The 17,669-nt window shown below is 49.4% G+C and carries 13 protein-coding genes; 7 read left to right on the plus strand and 6 right to left on the minus strand.

The genetic code is table 11. The features are described 5' to 3' along the window. The first annotated feature begins 257 nt into the window (after positions 1-257). The 3 genes from ABGV42_RS14085 to thrS all read left to right on the plus strand — a co-directional run bounded on the left by ABGV42_RS14085 (position 258) and on the right by thrS (position 5,187). Positions 258-1,019, plus strand: a complete 762-nt coding sequence (locus tag ABGV42_RS14085; RefSeq protein ID WP_347382198.1) for a response regulator transcription factor — start codon at positions 258-260, stop codon at positions 1,017-1,019. Then, the gene (locus ABGV42_RS14090) at positions 1,016-2,782 is read left to right on the plus strand and encodes a sensor histidine kinase (RefSeq protein ID WP_347382199.1); all 1,767 of its coding nucleotides are present in this window, start codon (positions 1,016-1,018) and stop codon (positions 2,780-2,782) included. Before ABGV42_RS14085 ends, ABGV42_RS14090 begins: the two co-directional genes overlap by 4 nt. Positions 2,783-3,255: 473 nt before the next feature. Further along, positions 3,256-5,187: a threonine--tRNA ligase gene (thrS, locus tag ABGV42_RS14095; protein ID WP_347382200.1), complete on the plus strand. Its 1,932-nt coding sequence runs from the start codon at positions 3,256-3,258 to the stop codon at positions 5,185-5,187. A gap of 93 nt (positions 5,188-5,280) precedes the next feature. Here the strand turns inward: thrS and ABGV42_RS14100 are convergent, their stop codons facing one another. Then, the gene (locus ABGV42_RS14100; RefSeq protein WP_347382201.1) at positions 5,281-6,147 is read right to left on the minus strand and encodes an SDR family oxidoreductase; all 867 of its coding nucleotides are present in this window, start codon (positions 6,145-6,147) and stop codon (positions 5,281-5,283) included. 140 nt (positions 6,148-6,287) lie between these two features. Between ABGV42_RS14100 and ABGV42_RS14105 the strand changes: the two genes are divergently transcribed. Both ABGV42_RS14105 and ABGV42_RS14110 read left to right on the plus strand, forming a co-directional pair. Continuing rightward, positions 6,288-6,785, plus strand: coding sequence for a hypothetical protein (locus ABGV42_RS14105; protein WP_347382202.1), 498 nt, complete (start codon positions 6,288-6,290; stop codon positions 6,783-6,785). 53 nt (positions 6,786-6,838) lie between these two features. Next, on the plus strand, positions 6,839-7,570 hold the full coding sequence (locus ABGV42_RS14110) for an MBL fold metallo-hydrolase (protein WP_347382203.1): 732 nt from the start codon (positions 6,839-6,841) through the stop codon (positions 7,568-7,570). A 170-nt stretch (positions 7,571-7,740) separates the two neighbouring features. Here the strand turns inward: ABGV42_RS14110 and ABGV42_RS14115 are convergent, their stop codons facing one another. Beyond that, positions 7,741-8,946, minus strand: coding sequence for a PQQ-dependent sugar dehydrogenase (locus tag ABGV42_RS14115; protein ID WP_347382204.1), 1,206 nt, complete (start codon positions 8,944-8,946; stop codon positions 7,741-7,743). Between the two features lie 308 nt (positions 8,947-9,254). Here ABGV42_RS14115 and ABGV42_RS14120 point away from each other — a divergent pair, with 308 nt between their 5' ends. Beyond that, positions 9,255-10,343 carry a M24 family metallopeptidase gene (locus ABGV42_RS14120; protein ID WP_347382205.1) on the plus strand — a complete coding sequence of 363 codons (1,089 nt, stop codon included), beginning with the start codon at positions 9,255-9,257 and terminating at the stop codon, positions 10,341-10,343. A 130-nt stretch (positions 10,344-10,473) separates the two neighbouring features. Here ABGV42_RS14120 and ABGV42_RS14125 read toward each other — a convergent pair whose 3' ends face one another. Together ABGV42_RS14125 and ABGV42_RS14130 are read right to left on the minus strand one after the other, a co-directional pair. Further along, the gene (locus ABGV42_RS14125) at positions 10,474-11,157 is read right to left on the minus strand and encodes a queuosine precursor transporter (protein ID WP_347382206.1); all 684 of its coding nucleotides are present in this window, start codon (positions 11,155-11,157) and stop codon (positions 10,474-10,476) included. Positions 11,158-11,384: 227 nt separating this feature from the next. Then, positions 11,385-12,782 (minus strand): L-cystine transporter, encoded by a 1,398-nt coding sequence (locus ABGV42_RS14130; protein WP_347382207.1) that lies wholly within the window; start codon positions 12,780-12,782, stop codon positions 11,385-11,387. A 333-nt stretch (positions 12,783-13,115) separates the two neighbouring features. Here ABGV42_RS14130 and ABGV42_RS14135 point away from each other — a divergent pair, with 333 nt between their 5' ends. Continuing rightward, positions 13,116-14,816 carry a methyl-accepting chemotaxis protein gene (locus tag ABGV42_RS14135; protein WP_347382208.1) on the plus strand — a complete coding sequence of 567 codons (1,701 nt, stop codon included), beginning with the start codon at positions 13,116-13,118 and terminating at the stop codon, positions 14,814-14,816. Positions 14,817-15,008: 192 nt separating this feature from the next. Here the strand turns inward: ABGV42_RS14135 and ABGV42_RS14140 are convergent, their stop codons facing one another. After that, entirely contained in the window at positions 15,009-15,965 is a 957-nt protein-coding gene (locus ABGV42_RS14140; protein ID WP_110755421.1) for an IS30 family transposase, read from the minus strand. 111 nt (positions 15,966-16,076) lie between these two features. Then, positions 16,077-17,639 (minus strand): cobyric acid synthase, encoded by a 1,563-nt coding sequence (locus ABGV42_RS14145; protein WP_347383238.1) that lies wholly within the window; start codon positions 17,637-17,639, stop codon positions 16,077-16,079. Between the last annotated feature and the right edge of the window lie 30 nt (positions 17,640-17,669).

Here is a 17,669-nt window from a genome sequence, read left to right on the forward strand (position 1 = left end):
TTCACTTCCCTGCACCCCTTCTGTAGAACAATTTCGTTCCATTCAAGTGTACAGAACCAATCTTACCCTCCGTCTAACCTACTCTTACGTCTATCATAACTTTGAGGGATACTGCTGCTTCATAATTAAGCTTCTGTTAAGGTAGTCGGCACCCTGCACAGCCCTTCTGAATGGTATGATAGACCTGATAGACCAACACAGCAGTTCATAACAGACAGCCAATGTATATATAAAAATCAGGGAGGATCTCTTACGTCATGGATGAAGTTTCAATCCTGCTTGTTGATGATGAACAGGCGATTTTACATATGTTAAAAACGGTACTGCTCAAAGAGCAATTCGTGGACATCGACACGGTCACCACAGGTGAGGAAGCGATTGCCGCATGTGAAAACAAAACCTATCACTGCATCGTGCTGGACGTCATGCTGCCAGGCCGAAGCGGGCTGGAAATCTGCCCTTTTCTGCGGCAATTGACGGATGCCCCCATTCTCTTTTTAACTGCCAAAACAACCGATTATGACAAGCTTACCGGCTTCGCGGTTGGCGGAGACGATTATGTTGTTAAACCGTTTAATCCACTGGAAGTGGTCGCGCGGATCAAATCACTGCTGAAACGGTATTTGCCCAGACAGACGGAATCAGCCAAGCTGCCTTCACATTATGACGCAACTCCGTCATCCTCTCCCCCGCAGGAAGGGGTCTATGATTACGGACGCTTTCAGTTGGTGGAGCAAGCCGGTGAACTCAGGGTCGAAGGTCAACGGGTAGGATGCCCTGCTCTGGTGTATCAGCTGCTGCTCTTTTTCTGCAAACATCCCAATCGAATCTTCACCAAGTCCGAATTGTATGAGCGGGTATGGGAATCGGAGGCCATTCGTGATGACAACACCGTCATGGTTCATATTCACCGGATTCGTGAGCGTATTGAAGCCGATCCCTCTAAGCCTGAACTGCTGGTGAATGTCCGTGGTTTGGGGTATAAGCTCATTCAGCCCGATGCAGAGCTCCAAAGATGAGTATACGGCGCAGATTGATGACACGATTCATTGGCATGCTTGCCGGTGCTGTGATTCTGATTTTGGTCCTCGGTGGCAGTATCGCCTATTGGGTCATCCAGCAGTTGAATGAGGTAAGCCTTGTTGAAGATTTCGCTACTGTCGGGCTCGATCAACTGATCAGTACAGCAGAGATCTTGCCGGACGGCACGGTTCGATATGATCCCGAGCTGCTGAAGCGTGTGGAAGAGAACAATGGCTGGCTTCAGGTTCTCGATGAGCATGGTCATGTGCTGGATGCATTCCATACCCCTTCCGATGTCCCGAACCACTATAAACCGGGAGAGCTTCTATCCTATTGGCAGGGGAAAGAACCCTTTCCCTATCAGCTCTATCTGCTTATCCGGGAGAGAAAAGGGATCAACTTCACCCTATTGTACGGGGAGAGCAATCAGGCGGTAACGATTTTGGATCAAGCCTACACTGTGGGCCGTTACGCGAATAACAAGCTTGAACTGCCTTCCGATCAACAGGACATCATTCGCTCGGCGGACGCGCATCTTCAGATTTTGGATGATAAGGGGCATGTACTTACTTCTTTCAACAAGCCCGCAGTAGGTACTCCGGACAGCTACAGCATTCAGGACCTTATTCTGCGCACACGATACCCCACCAGGTATGGAATGACTACGCTGACCATCTATGATGAGCAGGATGAAAGAACCTGGATGCTGAGTGTTCCTCTTGCGAGCAGTCCGGTAGAAGTAAACGAAAATCCCTTCAGTTTTATTTTGGGTCCCGCGTTGATTGCACTTTTGATATCCATCATTAGTTTGCTTGTGCTGCTTGCACTCTGGTATGCCAACCGTTTCGGTTATCCCATGCTGCATATGCTTCAATGGCTGCAGCGGCTTGAACGCGGACACTACGAGGAACCGGCAGGTACACGCGGCAAGCCACGCAGCCAGAAACGTAACGGAAAATGGCGGCAAAAATATCGGGTATATGCGGAAGTATTACACTCCATCCAGTCGTTATCCAATACGCTTAAACGGGATGAAGAACTCCGCAGACAGACCAACTCTCTGCGCGAAGAATGGATTGCGGGTATAACCCATGATCTGAAAACGCCCCTATCCTCCATCCAGGGATATGCACATATGCTGGAAGCAGAGAAATATAACTGGACTTCGGAAGAAGTGAGAGAATTCGCGGGCATTATGCTGGACAAATCCATGTACATGGACCGGCTGGTGAACGACCTGTCCATGACCTATCGTCTGCGCAGCGGTGGATACCAGCCAGCTGTGGAACCAACAGACGTAAATACGTTACTACAAAATCTCGTTCATCGCGCCGAACGCAACCCGGCTTATGGGGAAGGCCGCATCACGTTTCAACCTGCATCGGTTCCGGTGAACGGTCATGTGCATATCCCTTCATTTGAACGAATCGTGGATAATCTAACCGCCAACGCCCTGCTGCATAACCCACCCGAGACGAAGCTGATCGTGAGTGTTCAGCCAGGTGAACAGGCAGGTGATTTCATGGTTCTATTTGCCGACAATGGACGCGGGATGAACCAGGAGACGGTATGGAAGCTGTTCGAACGATACTATCGCGGGACGGATACGGCGACATCCGATGTTGGCTCAGGCCTCGGCATGGCGGTAACCAAAGGGCTGATTGAGGCCATGAAAGGCCGAATCGAGGTTCAATCCTACCCCGATCAGGGAACCACCATACGTTTGATATGGGATCATCATTCGGATGAGACTAAATAAAACTCCGCTTGACCTTTTTATTTTCAGTCTATATAATCGACACTCAATAACACCTGTTCCAAAATATTGATATGGACCTTGAGTTCATTTCATATCCATTTGAATGACCATAACTTTGCATATTGGCGATGACCAGAGACATGATTTCGTTTGCGTGCTGCCCAGAGAGAGAAGGGATTGGTGAGACCTTCTTCAGCGAACGGAGCGGAATTACCCCTCTGCAGCCGTGGCCTCGAACCTCAGCCTGACGGACTTCCCATGGAAGCAGAGTCCGGTTGTCAGTAGAGTTCACCGCCTGATCCCCGATAACGGATTCCAATGAGGGTTATGATGTTTCCTGTTTTGCGGCGGCTGGCCGATTCAGGGGATACTCATAACCAAATTAGGGTGGAACCACGAGCTGAGCGCACTCGTCCCTTTTCCGGGACGGGTGTTTTTTGCGCTTCAAATTTAAACAATGGAGAGTGGTTCGCATGAGTAATCAGCAAGGTAACCCTATTGAAATTCGACTTCAAGGCGGAGCAGTTCGTTCGTACGAGGCAGGCGTAAGTGTCGGAGAAGTGGCTTCGTCCATCAGCACTAGCTTGGGCAAACAGGCCATCGGAGGCATTGTGAACGGGGCAAACGTCGATCTGGACACGAAGCTGGAACAGGACTGTGAACTCGTCATCGTTACACTGGACAGCGAGGAAGGACTGTACCGTTATCGACACAGTACTGCGCATGTCCTCGCCCAGGCACTCAAGCGTATCTATGGTGCGGAACAAGTCAAACTGGGGATTGGCCCCGTCATTGAAGATGGCTTTTATTACGATGTGGATCTGGAGCATGCCTTGTCCATCAGTGATCTGGCTGCCATCGAACGGGAAATGAACAAAATTGTGCAGGAAAATGAGAAGATTAGCCGCCGGGTGGTTAGCCGTGCGGAAGCCCTTCGCTTGTTCGAAGAAATTCAGGACCCCTATAAACTTGAACTGATTCGTGATTTGCCGCAGGATGCGGAACTTTCGATCTATGATCAAGGGGAATTTTTCGATCTGTGCCGGGGTCCCCATCTTCCGTCCACTGGCCGAATCAAAGCCTTCAAGCTGCTGAATGTTGCAGGGGCTTATTGGCGGGGTGATTCGAACAACAAAATGCTGCAGCGAATCTATGGCACTGCCTTCCCAAGCAAAGCACAGCTGGACGATCACCTGCACATGCTGGAGGAAGCGAAGAAACGGGATCACCGCAAACTCGGCAAAGAGCTGGATCTGTTCATGTTCTCGGAGGAAGCGCCGGGCATGCCCTTCTATCTCCCGAAAGGCATGACAATTCGTACGGAGCTGGAGCAATTCTCACGCGAGCTGCAGCTGCAGGAAGGTTATCAGGAGGTTCGGACTCCGCTGATGATGAACAATCGTCTGTGGGAGCAATCGGGGCATTGGGAGCACTATAAGGACAATATGTATTTCTCAGAAGTGGACGACGCTACGTTTGCACTGAAGCCGATGAACTGCCCGGGTCATATGCTGATTTTCAAAAATACACTTCATTCCTACCGCGAGCTTCCCATTCGCATGATGGAGTTCGGCCAAGTTCACCGTCATGAATTCTCGGGTGCCCTGAACGGCATGATGCGGGTACGGACATTTTGTCAGGACGATGCTCACCTCTACGTTATGCCGGAACAGATCGAGGAAGAAATCAACCAGGCGATATCCCTGATCGGACGCATGTACGATATTTTTGGATTCGAATACACAATTGAGCTGTCCACTCGTCCCGAAGACTCCATGGGCTCGGAAGAGCTGTGGGATCAGGCTGAACGTGCCCTGCAAAATGTGCTGGACCGGCGCGGCGTGAAATACCGCATCAACGAAGGAGACGGAGCCTTTTATGGACCCAAAATTGACTTCCATATTCTTGATGCACTGAAACGCAGCTGGCAGTGCGGAACAATCCAGCTTGATTTTCAAATGCCGGAAAAATTCGACCTCACTTACGTTGGCGAGGACAGCCTGAAACACCGTCCGGTCGTGATTCATCGTGCCATCTACGGCTCTATTGATCGCTTCATTGGCATTCTGACTGAGCACTATGCCGGTGCGTTTCCACTCTGGCTCGCTCCGGTTCAGGTGAAGCTGCTCCCGGTATCCGACCATTATGCGGATTATGCCCTGCAGGTTCAGAGTCAATTACGAGCAGCAGGCATTCGGGTTGAAACGGATTTGCGCAGCGAGAAGCTCGGGTACAAAATCCGTGAAGCTCAGATGGAAAAAGTGCCTTACTCGCTTGTACTCGGAGAAAATGAGAAAAACGCCCTGTCCGCCTCTGTCCGCGCATACGGCCAGGGAGATCAGGGCATTCAGAGCATTGAAGCATTTATCCAAGGGATACACGAGGCCGTAAAAGCCAAAGTCTAACGTTGTCCATATGGCACGTTCACATGGATGTGAAATGACTTTTCCCGGATCATTTACCGAAGTGAAGCACCCTTCCTACACTTCGGCTTGGACTCACTCCAATTTCTCATCAGGCTTCAGCCCGACTTGCTGTTCGCTCCATGTCCAGAAACGTTCAGTCACAGCATCATCCATGGCATGTGCCTTTAGCTTCTGTTCTTTCTTTTGGTAAAAGTATCGTCCTGTAATTCCTGCTACTTCCGGGCTGGTGGCCAAATAAATCGCCGTTTGTGCCCCGTCCTCGGGAGACAGGAAAAAGGGAAGCTTGCCGACAAAAGCCATGATACGTGTGCCAAAACCGGTATTGCGATCCACACCGATGCTTGTTCCGACCGCACCCGGATGCAGACAGTTCACCGTGACCCGGCTATTCGCCATTTTACGGGACAGAGCACGGGTGAACAGTACGTTAGCCAGCTTGGACTGGGCATAGCTTTTGATCGGGTTATATCCCTGGTGCAGATGTGGATCGTCGAAATGGATCTTGCCTGCTTTGTACGCACCGGATGAAACATTCACGATTCGCCCCTGCTCCGCAGCCTTCAGAGGCTGGATCAAGAGCAATGTAAGCAGGAAGTGTCCCAGATGGTTAATGCCAATGCTCTGCTCAAACCCATCCGAGGTCTCCTGTCTCTTCAGCATAACCACGCCGGCATTATTCACTAGAACGTCAAGCGTGTTGTAGCGTTCACGAAAGGATTGGGCAAAATGGCGGATACTCTCGATAGAGCCCAGATCGCACAGGATCAGTTCAATCGCAGTAGAGCCCGACTCACCTAAGGCCTCTTGCAGAGCCTGCTGTCCGCGCTTCTCGCTGCGGCAGGCCATAATCACCCTGTATCCCTGCCTTGCAAGTTGAATGGTGGTTGCGAGACCCATGCCGGAATTGGCTCCTGTTACGATCGCTGTTTTCATAGACATCAGGTACTTCCCTTCTGAACCTGGGTTCGGTTGTTATTGGAAAAACGGGCAGCAGCCCTGCTTCCATGGAAAAGAGGAACTCCGAGAAACAATATGAGATAATGGAATAAGTACATCTCAGTTTCAAGGGGAGGACAGGTATGCTGACTAAAGAAGATTTTAAAAAAATCAAAAAAGAAGCAAAGCTTGAAATCGGACTACTGGAACAAGAGTATCATGATATGGGGCAGAGACTCGGTTCACCGCAGTGGGATCAACGTAAACATCGACGATACGCCTCACTCGTCATTGAATGCTGCTCCATTATTGAACACATGTTAAAACAGCTATATCAGAGCGTCTACCAGAAAAAGTTTAATTCGACCGAGCTGATGAAGATTCCTGCCTACCGTGCACGGTCCAATATGGAAATCATTCAGGCTGAGTTGAATAAAGAACAGATTACCTTGAAACCTGGAAAAGAAAACATGGGTGATGCTCTCAGTCAGGTCTTCCAGGCGAGGAACAAGCTCATTCATGAAAACTTCTCCTTTGACTCCATCGTCAAGGAAGGCATGCAGGCTGAACAAACCTTTGAAGCGATGCTGGATACGATCCGGAAGTACAGAAAACACTTAAAATATCTTCGTCCAGAATAAATGCCCTACCATATCATCCAAAAGGAGGTGTACCGGACTCGATCCGGAAACCTATGAATAATCAGACAACAGACTTTACCGTGCTGCATCTCAGCATTCCCACGCCTTCAGGAGACAGCCCTATCTACCCGGTCATGCTTCGCGATGATGACGGCATCACCCTGGTGGACACAGGCATGATTGGCCAATTTGCCGGTTTGGAGTCCGCACTGAATAAGGAAGGCGTACAGCTGGCAGATGTTAAACGCATCATTTTGACCCATCAGGACATTGACCATATCGGTAATCTGGGCGCCCTTCTGGATGCGATACCTGGACTCGAAGTCTGGGCACACGCGGATGAGGTTCCTTATATTAAAGGCGAAAAGCCCTTGATCAAGTTCACGCCTGAACGCAGAGCCATGCTTCCCGAACCTGTGCTTGCCCAGGCCGATCAGCTCCTCTCCCAGCTGGCTGAGATCGAGATCAGCAGAGTATTGGAAGATGGGGACATGCTGCCGCTTCAAGGCGGAATTCAGGTCATCCATACACCTGGACATACGCCAGGGCATATCTGCCTGTACTTCCGTGACTCGGAATTCCTGCTGGCTGCCGACGAACTGCGTGTCGTGGATGATGAACTGGTCGGGCCTGCACCGCCTGCAACACCGGACATGCCTGAAGCGCTGCGAAGTTTGAAAAGACTGACCGGCCTGAAACTGAACAAAGTGCTCTGTTACCATGGCGGCGAATACACAAATGAACCAAGCGCGCATATCGCCAAACTAGCAGAAAGCGCAGATTAATTGGCAGGATCCATCTGCTATGTGCTTCCAAATATAAAGCAATCAAGGGGCTGTCCTAACGCCATGAACATGGCAGGACGCCCCTTTTTCTATTTTAACGAACAGGATCCGGGTTCTATTAGAAGCATGCCTGAGCTCCAATATTTGTAATGGAACCCGGATGCAGGAGCTCAACTCTCCGGAGTAAGCACAATGATGTGGTCGTCCCCATCCCTCGGAGTTCCTCGTCCGTCTCGATTGTTCGTTAGAATATATAACTTCCCGTCTTCTCCGGCAGTCACATTACGAATGCGTCCCCACTCATCTTCAAAAATGGGTTCCACCTTCTCCACTTGTGTACCATCCTCTGACAGGGTAATATGCAGCAACTGCTCACCTCTCAGGTTAGCCGCAAGGAGTGAGCCCGCCCACGGTCCTTCCTCTATAAAAGCGACACCCGATGGTGCCCATGTATCGTCACCACTGTGAGCAAGCGGAGCCCGATAGGTTCCATTGTCATCCTCGTCTCCTTCAACTTCAGGCCAGCCATAGTTCTCACCTGCTTCGATCCGGTTAATCTCATCATAGTTACGCTGCCCGTGTTCGGTGGCATAGAGATAGCCATTATCCGGATTCCATGCAAGACCCTGCGCATTCCGGTGTCCCATGCTGTATACAGGGGAATTCGGCCACGGGTTATCTGCAGGGATCGATCCATCGAGACTAATCCGCAATATTTTGCCACCCAAGCTGTTCTGGTCCTGTGCCAGTTCCGGTTCATAACGTTCACCTGTTGTAATATAGAGCATGTGGTCCGGGCCAATTTTGATGCGGCCTCCGTTATGATTCGTTCCGCCAGGGATGTTACCCAGCAGTTCCTTGTCGATCACAGCTTGATCTCCATTCACTTTCAAACGCAATACCCGATTCGCAATCCCGCCCCCTTCAAGGTAGGAATGGTAGGCGTAGAGATAACCGTTATTCTCAAAGTCCGGATCTGCAGCCAGACCCAGCAAACCCCCTTCTCCCTCTTCATTGAACGGAGCCTCAAACGCAATAAGTGGTTCGGTTTGCAACTCTCCATTCGTAATGACACGAATGGTTCCGGGTCGCTCTGTAACAAACATCCGCCCGTCCGGCACACTCACCAGTTCCCAGGGTGCATTCAGTCCAGTCGCCAGAACCGAAGCCTGATACGGAATAACCGCATTCTCCTGTGCTCCTCCCTCCCCGGCACTTGTATTATCATTGCCTCCGTTCGCTGTCTGTCCCTGACCTGTACCTTGTCCTTGCGAGACTTGTTTTGATTCTGTGGAAGGGTTATCTGAAGCACAGGCTGTCAGCAGAGCCATACTTAACAACGAAGCATATAGCGGAACATTTAATCGGTTATTCATCATTTCATCTCCTTCTATTGAAATAAGTATAGTTGAGCATTTTTGCATAAATTCAGTAAACAAACTCGAATCTCCCAAATGCTGCTGCGATATATTCACGGATAATTATTTTCAGTATCTGCATCTTTATCTGTATCGGTTAACCATTTACAACGTCGTTTCGCCCTGTATTTACCCCTCCCCACGGTCGCCTAAACGGGTAAATGGACAACAACGAATATGGACCCTGCGTCACTCCCCTTTGGCATTTTTCAATATTCTTCTATAATAGAAGGATAGAACGAACTGAAAGGTGGACGTATACACTCATGAATCTAAGCCCTTTATCCCGTCTGGAAGCTGATCTGTCTGCACAAGGATTGGATGCCATGCTGATTACAGATCCAAAACATATCTACTATTTAACTGGTTTTGCAAGCAACCCGCATGAACGTTTTCTCGGTCTTGTTCTCGCCCGCGGCGAGGAACCTTTGCTGATTGTGCCTGCCCTGGACGCTGAAGCTGCAGCAGCTGCCTCCTCGGTAACCCATATCGCGACTCATTCCGATACCGATAATCCCTATGCATTGTTCGAACGTTATCAGGGACGTCTGGGCCGGATGGGTCTTGAAAAAGAATACGTCACTGTCTCGCGTTACGAGCAGCTTAGCGCTGCCCTTGGTGCTGTCAACTTCGAAGATGTCGGCCCTCTGCTCCGCACACTGCGCGTTAAGAAGACACCGGATGAAGTAGCTCGCATCCGCCATGCCATTCATCTTATTGAAGAAACCCTTCGCCAGGGGCTGTCTCATGTACGCACAGGCGTAACCGAGATTGAACTGGTAGCTGAAATGGAATACCAGATGAAGAAACTCGGTGCGGATGGTCCTTCCTTCGATACCATGGTGCTTACCGGACCCAAAACAGGCCTGCCGCACGGTACACCGGGTGAACGCAAACTGCAGCATGGCGACTTGTTGATGTTTGATATGGGCGTATACGCAGCAGGGTATGCATCTGATATTACGCGTACATTTGCTTTTGGTGACATTTCTCCGGAACTGAAAACCATCTACAACACCGTGCTTGCCGCTAACGAAGCTGCCATTCGCGCAGTTAAGCCAGGCGTGGCCTGTGCCGATATCGACCGTGCAGCACGTCAGGTGACGGAAGATGCCGGATACGGCGAGCGTTTCATGCACCGTGTGGGGCATGGTCTCGGAATTGATGTGCATGAGTATCCTTCACTGCATGGACAGAACATGGATGTTCTGCAGGAAGGCACGGTATTCACGATTGAACCGGGGATCTATACCCCTGCAGGCGGAGTACGAATTGAGGACGATGTTCTTGTTACAGATACCGGGGTTGAAGTGCTAACTTCCTATCCAAAAGAACTGCAGATCCTGACAGACTAATCTTTAAGGTATGAAATTAAAAATGACCCGCAGAACCATAACACATGGTTTCGCGGGTCATTCTTATTATTAGACTTCTTACGTTACTAACAAGCATACTCGAATGGATACGAATTCAGACGAGATCCGACTAAGCTTCATCCTTGAACTTGAAATTGCGCGCTGCATAGAGAAACGGCGTACCTACCGCGGTCAACACGAATTTGATAATGTACGTTGTCAGGAAGATCTCGAGCCAGACATCCCATGGATAGATAAACGCAAATGCAATCGTGCAGAATACCAGCGTATCCACAAAGGAACTGACGATCGAACTGCCGTTCGTGCGAATCCACAACTGATTCCGTCCAGGCGCAACCTTGCGCAGCATACTGAACAATCGCACATCCAGGAACTGGCTAATGAAATATGCTGTCAGACTTCCGAGTGCCAGACGTGGCAGCAGTCCGAACAAGGTTTTCATCGAATCTTGGGCAAAGTCCGTCGGTGCCGGTTCGAAGAATATGACCATCTGCATCAGTACTGTCGTCATGATTAGCGTGAAGAATCCGAACCATACGGCTTTCCGCGCTTCACCAGATCCATACTTCTCATTGAGAAGGTCACTGGTCAGGTACATGCTGACATACATCGTATTGCCAAGCGTCAGTACAATCCCCATAATATCTATCGTTTTGGTCACCTGAATGTTGGCTATAACCGTAGCCACACCAATCCAGGCATATAGACCCTTTTTACCGAACAGACGGTAACACAATAGGAAAAAACCATACGTTACGAGAACAAAAACTGCTCCCCAACCCAAATTAAACATAAATACATACACTGCCTTCCTAGTTTTGATTACGCGGGATGGTTACGAACCGCGGTCTGGCCTGGGGCCAAAACATGAATACTCTATCACATTTCCCTTCCTTTGAACAGCACTAAATAACGTGAATCTGCAGGTCCCATGCAAAAAGCCGCCCTACGGGTTAACCCGTAGAACGGCTAATTCTCGCTTGTATTTGCTCATAAGCCAACTGGCTTATTGGATCAGGATTACACCTGAACGGCGGAATCCAGATCACGGCTTTGGTCATTGAATGTATCCTGGTCATTCTCTTTCAGAATTTTACTGGATACGAGACCTGCGGTCATCGAATCGTTCACGTTCAGAGCCGTACGACCCATGTCGATCAGCGGCTCAACCGAGATCAGCAGGCCTACCAATGCAACCGGCAGATTCATCGTGGACAATACGATCAGGGAAGCGAAGGTTGCTCCGCCGCCTACACCAGCTACACCGAATGAACTGATCATGACCACCAGGATCAGGGTAATGATGAAGTCCCAGCTCATCGGATCGATTCCGACCGTAGGAGCAATCATCACCGCCAGCATTGCCGGATAGATTCCGGCACAGCCGTTTTGACCAATGGTAGCCCCGAAGCTTGCCGACAGGTTCGCAATACCATCCGATACGCCAAGTTTCTTCGTCTGTGTCTCCACGTTAAGCGGGATTGTAGCCGCACTTGAACGGGAAGTGAAGGCAAATACCAGTGTTGGCAGAACCTTTTTCACATACGTAATCGGGTTGAAACCAAACAGTGCGATAATAATCAGATGAATGATAAACATCACGAACAAGGCAACGTAGGAAGCAATGACGAACTTGATCAGCTTCAGGATCTCTTCCGGATTCGTTGTCGCCGTTACTTTTGTAATGAGCGCCAGAATACCGTAAGGCGTCAGCCTGAGCACCAAAGTTACAATCCGCATGACTACAGCATATACTGCATTCACCATGCCTCGGAATGTTTCCGCCTGCTGTGGCTTTTTGCGATCCAGTCCAAGGACTGCTACACCGATAAATGCCGAGAAGATAACGACGGCAAGGGTGGACGTGCGGCGTTCACCGGTCATGTCTGCAAATGGGTTCGAAGGAATGAATTCCAGTACCTGCTGTGGAATCGTCTGATCCTGTACATCAACGAGACGTTCCTCGACTTTCTGTACCTGTGCGAGCTCTCTGTCCCCACCTTCGATCTCAATGGAAGTCAGGTTGAAGCTCAGACTTGTTACGATACTGACACTTGCTGCAATGGCCGTCGTAATTAGCAAAATCGCAATGATGGAAAAGCTCATCTTGCCGAGGTTTTGCTTGCCTTTCAAATTCATGATGGCCGAAATAATGGAAACCATGATGAGTGGAATCACGACCATCTGTAACAATCGAACATATCCTGAACCGACAAGATTAAACCAGTCCACAGACTTGGTAACAATGTCAGAATTAGACGAGTAAATCAGTTGAAGAATGACGCCGTACACAACCCCGATTCCCAGACCCGCGAATACACGCTTCGTAAAGGAAATATGTTTCTTTTGCATCCAATACAGGACGCCTAAAAGAACGAGCATAACCACTACGTTCAGAATGACAAGAAAAGTATCCATTTCGTAAAATCCTCCTCAAAATGTGCATACCGATTGAACGGTTTTCTATTCGCTTGAAGCGATATTGAACAATATATCATATAACAAACTATTCTGGTAGGTATTAATTGATATTATGTAATATGCATGTAATACATTCATGGATTTCTGAAAAAAATTCACCGTTTAATGAAAATTATTCTATTCAACCCCCGGTTAATTTTGTAATATAGGTATATCCGCTTATTCCCAAGTTTTCTCAACGTGAAAATTAGGCCTTTCTTCGTTGGTATATAGTCTTACAAGACGGAAAAGCGACAAATGTTAATGAACATGACGTGAAAGGATGATCCTATGTTTCGTAATCGTACGGTTGCCGGTAAAATTAGAGGCACGCTGTTCCTCGTTCTGCTGGTTGCTTCCCTGTTGTTTAGTATCAGTTTCTATGCTGTGTCCATGAATATCATGCAGAGCTACGTGCTTCCGCAGTTCGACAAGGTCCTCAACACGTCCATCCAAGATATATATAAGAACGTATCCTCCTCCAAGATTTTGCAGGTACAAAGTGGCGGAGCAGGTTCTGAAGGTGCCGCTTTGACTGTCGAATCCTATTTGACGGAAAAAGCAAAAGAACATAATCTCGATGCGTCTTACGTTGTATCCATCCAGGAAGGCAAAGCCTCGGTTGTCATCGCTAATGCTGCATCAGAAATGAAAGCCGGAGATGAGATCAGCGTGCAATCCGCGATGAATACGGCTGCAGAGAGCAAAGAAATGGTCATTAGCGAAGTTTATTCCGATTCCTTCGGTGTACATAAAGCAGCCTTTATTCCGATCGCAGGCAGCAACATGATTATGGCGGTAAGTATGGATGCCCAGTTTATTCAGGACAAAAACGTTCAGATCTTCTGGTTATGCCTGGGTATCACAGCACTCGTCTTCGTGCTTGGTTGGCTGATCTCCACCAGCATGATCAAAAGAGTAACCAAACCGATCATTCAGCTCGTACAACACAGCAAACAGATTTCCCAAGGTGACCTGACCGCCGAGCTGCAAATTAAGGGCAAAGATGAAATTGCACAGCTCGCAGCGAGCTTCCAAACCATGACCCACAATTTGAAGGAAATGATCAGTCGTGCACTGTCTACCTCCAATGAAGTGGTTGAAGGCTCCGATGATCTGTTAAGACGGGTCGAGTCCATGTCCGGTATGGTCAAAAACTCCAGCCGCTCTGCGGAAGACGCCGAGAAAGGCAGTGTCACCATTGCTTCAAGCGCTGCCGAAAATGCAAGAGCCATGGAAGAAATTACGCAGGGCATCATGCATATCGCTTCTTCCTCCGCCGAAGTATCCGAACAGATCGGTGAAGCGGCGAATGAAGCCATCAACGGGAACCGTCTGGCCCAGGATGCTGTTCAACAAATGGAACGTGTGGGTCAGACCGCAAGCGAGTCGCTGCGTTACGTTGAGACGATGAATGAACGTTCCATAGCGATCGGCACCATTGTTACATCCATTTTTGAAATTACGAAACAGATCAACATGCTATCCCTTAATGCTTCCATTGAAGCAGCACGCGCTGGAGAGCACGGCCGGGGATTCGCTGTCGTAGCAGGCGAAGTCCGCAAGCTAGCGGAACAGTCCAAAACAGCTACGGAGGAAATCGCCGATTATCTCGGAACCATTCGCGAGGACGCCGAACGTTCGGTGAGCGCCATGAACCGGGTAACCCAGGAAATTGGTTCAGGAACCCATGTGGTTCAGCAAGCGGGGACGGCCTTCCAGCAGCTTAACGAATTGATTCAGAACGTCAACCTGACCATCCAGACGGTGTCTGCTTCCACAGAAGAAGTCTCAGCAGGCGCAGAGGAAGTCAGTGCATCCGTTGAAGAGACGGCACAGATTACTTCCAGATCGCGCGAGAGCATGCAGCAGATTGCTTCGACCGCCGAGCATCAGCTGAGTGAGATGGATTCCCACTCGAGTACGGTTCGTCATCTGCATGAACAAGCAATGGAACTGCAGTCTGCGATGAAAAAGTTTAAAATCAACTAATATATCAATCCAGGTATAACATTAAACCATCATCCCCTTATGTGAACCACAATTAAACTACAGACATCAAATACCCCCGTGTATAACAGCAGCCCGTTTCCGGGTACTGCGGTTACACATGGGGGTATTGTTTTGTTTTCAGATGATGAAGTCCTGGTCACACACCAGCTTGTTTTTTTATTCGACAGATTGTCAAACCAAGTGCGACAGTTCCTCTGTGAAAGATTCGTGAGCGGTTCTCCAACCCAAGCATTTTCGTGGTCTGTGGTTTATTAGATCTAGTGAACTGGCAAGATCTTCATCCTCGACTTGAGCGAGATCGGTGCCTTTCGGGAAAAACTCTCGAAGCAATCCATTCGCATTCTCATTGGAACCGCGTTGCCAAGACGAATATGGATCAGCAAAATAAACGTGCAGGTCATGGCTTGTTTCCAGATTGGCATAGCATGCAAACTCCTTTCCCCGGTCAGCCGTGGCTGTGAGGAAAGTGCCTGTGGGATACTGTGAGATGGCTACACCAAGCGCAATTTCCATAGACAGAGCAGTGCGATCAGGCATGAGAATGGCGGTATATAGACGGGTTTTGCGTTCAATGAGCGTGGCTATGCATCCTTTACTTTTCCCACGACTAGATACGACGGTATCCAGTTCCCAGTGCCCAAACGTTTCACGAGAACGAACCTCTTGGGGACGATCCGAAATTGATCTGCCAATGGCAAATTTACCGCGAGTTTCTGCGGGTTTCTGACGCTTTCCTTTGTGCCGAAGAACCTGTAACGTGCCTTGAACCAGTCGACCTGCGTAGATCCAGCGATAGATCGTTTTGAAGGATACTGCTGGCAAGCCTTCGGTACGGAAGCGTTGATTGATCTGTTCCGGAGACCACGTTGCCTTCAGTTTTTCCTCCAGTGAAGCAGCTAAGGTGCTTGACCATTTACCTGAAGAAACAGAGGATTGACGACGCTTCTCATAAGCGTTCTGAGCGTGTTCTGCCTGATAGGGATACGATGAATTAGCACGATCTAGTTCGCGGCAAATCGTGGACGAATGTCTCCCCAGTTCTTTTGCAATAGCTCTTGAGCTTTTGCCTTGTCTGTGGAGGATTTCTAGCTTGCTGCGTTCGATTATGCTAAGATGTGAATAACTCATGGACTGATTCTCCTTGTGTGAATGCTGGTGTGGTAACTTTCATTCTACACGAATCAGGCTGTGAGCCATTTTTTTATTTCAGTAGGGTGTCGCACTTCATATTACAATCCGTCATTCATTAACAGTTGAAGCGGTATTTCGGTACTGGACACCCATAATTTCGTATACACGTTTCATGTCCAGGGCTGAACGCAGAGACTCGGCCACCCGGTCGAACTCCATCTCCTTGCGTTCATGAGCACTATAGGTTTCCTGAAGCGGAGCAAGTCCCTTCTCTTGCCGAAGGCCATTGAGCCAGGAACGGCGGAACTGATCACTTTCAAACAAACCATGCAAGTACGTTCCCCATACTTTGCCATCCGTGCTCCCCCAACCTTCCTGAAAAGGCTGACCCCCTGGATGAGCGATCTCAAACAGTGCAGACACCTGCTCCGCATCATGGCATTCGGTGACGCCCATATGAATCTCGTATCCATTTACTGGCACGGATTCAACTGAATCATGATCTCCGTATAGGCGAATGGAGTGCCCCTGCTGTACACGCCCGGAAGCTCTTACGGTCTGTTTATGTTCCAGAAAAGTAGTCGACAGCGGCAACCATCCCAGACCCCGTGCCTCCTGAATCTGATTCGCTTCCACTGCAAATGGGTCTTTCAAATGCTGTCCCAGCATCTGATATCCACCGCATATGCCCACAAGCTGTACATGATCACGTTCGGTCTGACTCGCGATGGCCTGTTCCAGACCCGACTCTCTCAGAAACTCCAGATCACCAATCGTATCCTTTGTACCCGGGAGCAAAATGGCATCCGGCTGTCCCAGTTCCTCCGGAGAAGTCACATATCGCACATTAACATCAGGTTCACGGGACAGCGAGTCAAAGTCCGTAAAGTTGGAAATACGCGGATAGCGAATAACGGCAAGATCCAGCTCCCGGTTCCCTGATTTGCCATGACGCATGGAGTCCAGCACCACGGAATCCTCAGCTTCAATCTGAATATCTCTTATGTACGGAAGTACGCCCAATACCGGAATGCCCGTCCGCTCTTCAAGCCAGTCGAGTCCAGGCTGCAGCAGGGACAGATCACCACGGAATTTGTTAATGATAAATCCTTTTACACGCTGGACCTCATGCGGCTCCAACAGCTCAAGTGTACCTACAATCGAAGCAAACACGCCTCCGCGATCAATATCCGAGATGAGAATGACTGGCGAATCCGCCCAGCCAGCCAGATTCATATTGACGATGTCCCGATCCTTCAGGTTAATCTCGGCTGGACTGCCTGCGCCTTCCATCAGTACAATATCATAAGTCTCGCGCAGCCGATTCAGCGCATCCATGACGGTCTTCCTCGCTTCCGGCAGGAAATGCTGACGATAGTCCGAAGCACTCATCTGAGCAAAGGGTACACCGTGCACCACAATCTGCGAGTGCATATCCCGCACGGGCTTGATCAAGATCGGATTCATATCCGTTGTCGCTTCAATGCCGCACGCTTCTGCCTGCGCTCCCTGTGCTCTGCCAATCTCCTTGCCATCTTCCGTCACGTAGGAGTTGAGCGCCATATTCTGTGATTTAAACGGGGCCGGTCTGAAGCCATCCTGCTTGAATATCCGGCATAGTGCCGTTGTAATGACGCTCTTCCCCACATCCGATGCCGTGCCTTGCAGCATCAATACTGCCGCTTGTCCCACAGGCCTATC

This window comes from Paenibacillus pabuli, assembly GCF_039831995.1.
Classification (GTDB): Bacteria; Bacillota; Bacilli; order Paenibacillales; family Paenibacillaceae; genus Paenibacillus; species Paenibacillus pabuli_C.

Excerpts from the sequence above, each read along its gene's own strand:
- ABGV42_RS14125 (WP_347382206.1), bottom strand. The coding sequence starts at position 11,157 with ATGTTTAATTTGGGTTGGGGAGCAGTTTTTGTTCTCGTAACGTATGGT.
- ABGV42_RS14110 (WP_347382203.1), top strand. The coding sequence starts at position 6,839 with ATGAATAATCAGACAACAGACTTTACCGTGCTGCATCTCAGCATTCCC.
- ABGV42_RS14120 (WP_347382205.1), top strand. The coding sequence starts at position 9,255 with ATGAATCTAAGCCCTTTATCCCGTCTGGAAGCTGATCTGTCTGCACAA.
- ABGV42_RS14130 (WP_347382207.1), bottom strand. The coding sequence starts at position 12,782 with ATGGATACTTTTCTTGTCATTCTGAACGTAGTGGTTATGCTCGTTCTT.
- ABGV42_RS14135 (WP_347382208.1), top strand. The coding sequence starts at position 13,116 with ATGTTTCGTAATCGTACGGTTGCCGGTAAAATTAGAGGCACGCTGTTC.
- ABGV42_RS14100 (WP_347382201.1), bottom strand. The coding sequence starts at position 6,147 with ATGTCTATGAAAACAGCGATCGTAACAGGAGCCAATTCCGGCATGGGT.
- ABGV42_RS14105 (WP_347382202.1), top strand. The coding sequence starts at position 6,288 with ATGCTGACTAAAGAAGATTTTAAAAAAATCAAAAAAGAAGCAAAGCTT.
- ABGV42_RS14090 (WP_347382199.1), top strand. The coding sequence starts at position 1,016 with ATGAGTATACGGCGCAGATTGATGACACGATTCATTGGCATGCTTGCC.
- ABGV42_RS14140 (WP_110755421.1), bottom strand. The coding sequence starts at position 15,965 with ATGAGTTATTCACATCTTAGCATAATCGAACGCAGCAAGCTAGAAATC.
- thrS (WP_347382200.1), top strand. The coding sequence starts at position 3,256 with ATGAGTAATCAGCAAGGTAACCCTATTGAAATTCGACTTCAAGGCGGA.
- ABGV42_RS14085 (WP_347382198.1), top strand. The coding sequence starts at position 258 with ATGGATGAAGTTTCAATCCTGCTTGTTGATGATGAACAGGCGATTTTA.
- ABGV42_RS14115 (WP_347382204.1), bottom strand. The coding sequence starts at position 8,946 with ATGAATAACCGATTAAATGTTCCGCTATATGCTTCGTTGTTAAGTATG.
- ABGV42_RS14145 (WP_347383238.1), bottom strand. The coding sequence starts at position 17,639 with ATGCTGCAAGGCACGGCATCGGATGTGGGGAAGAGCGTCATTACAACG.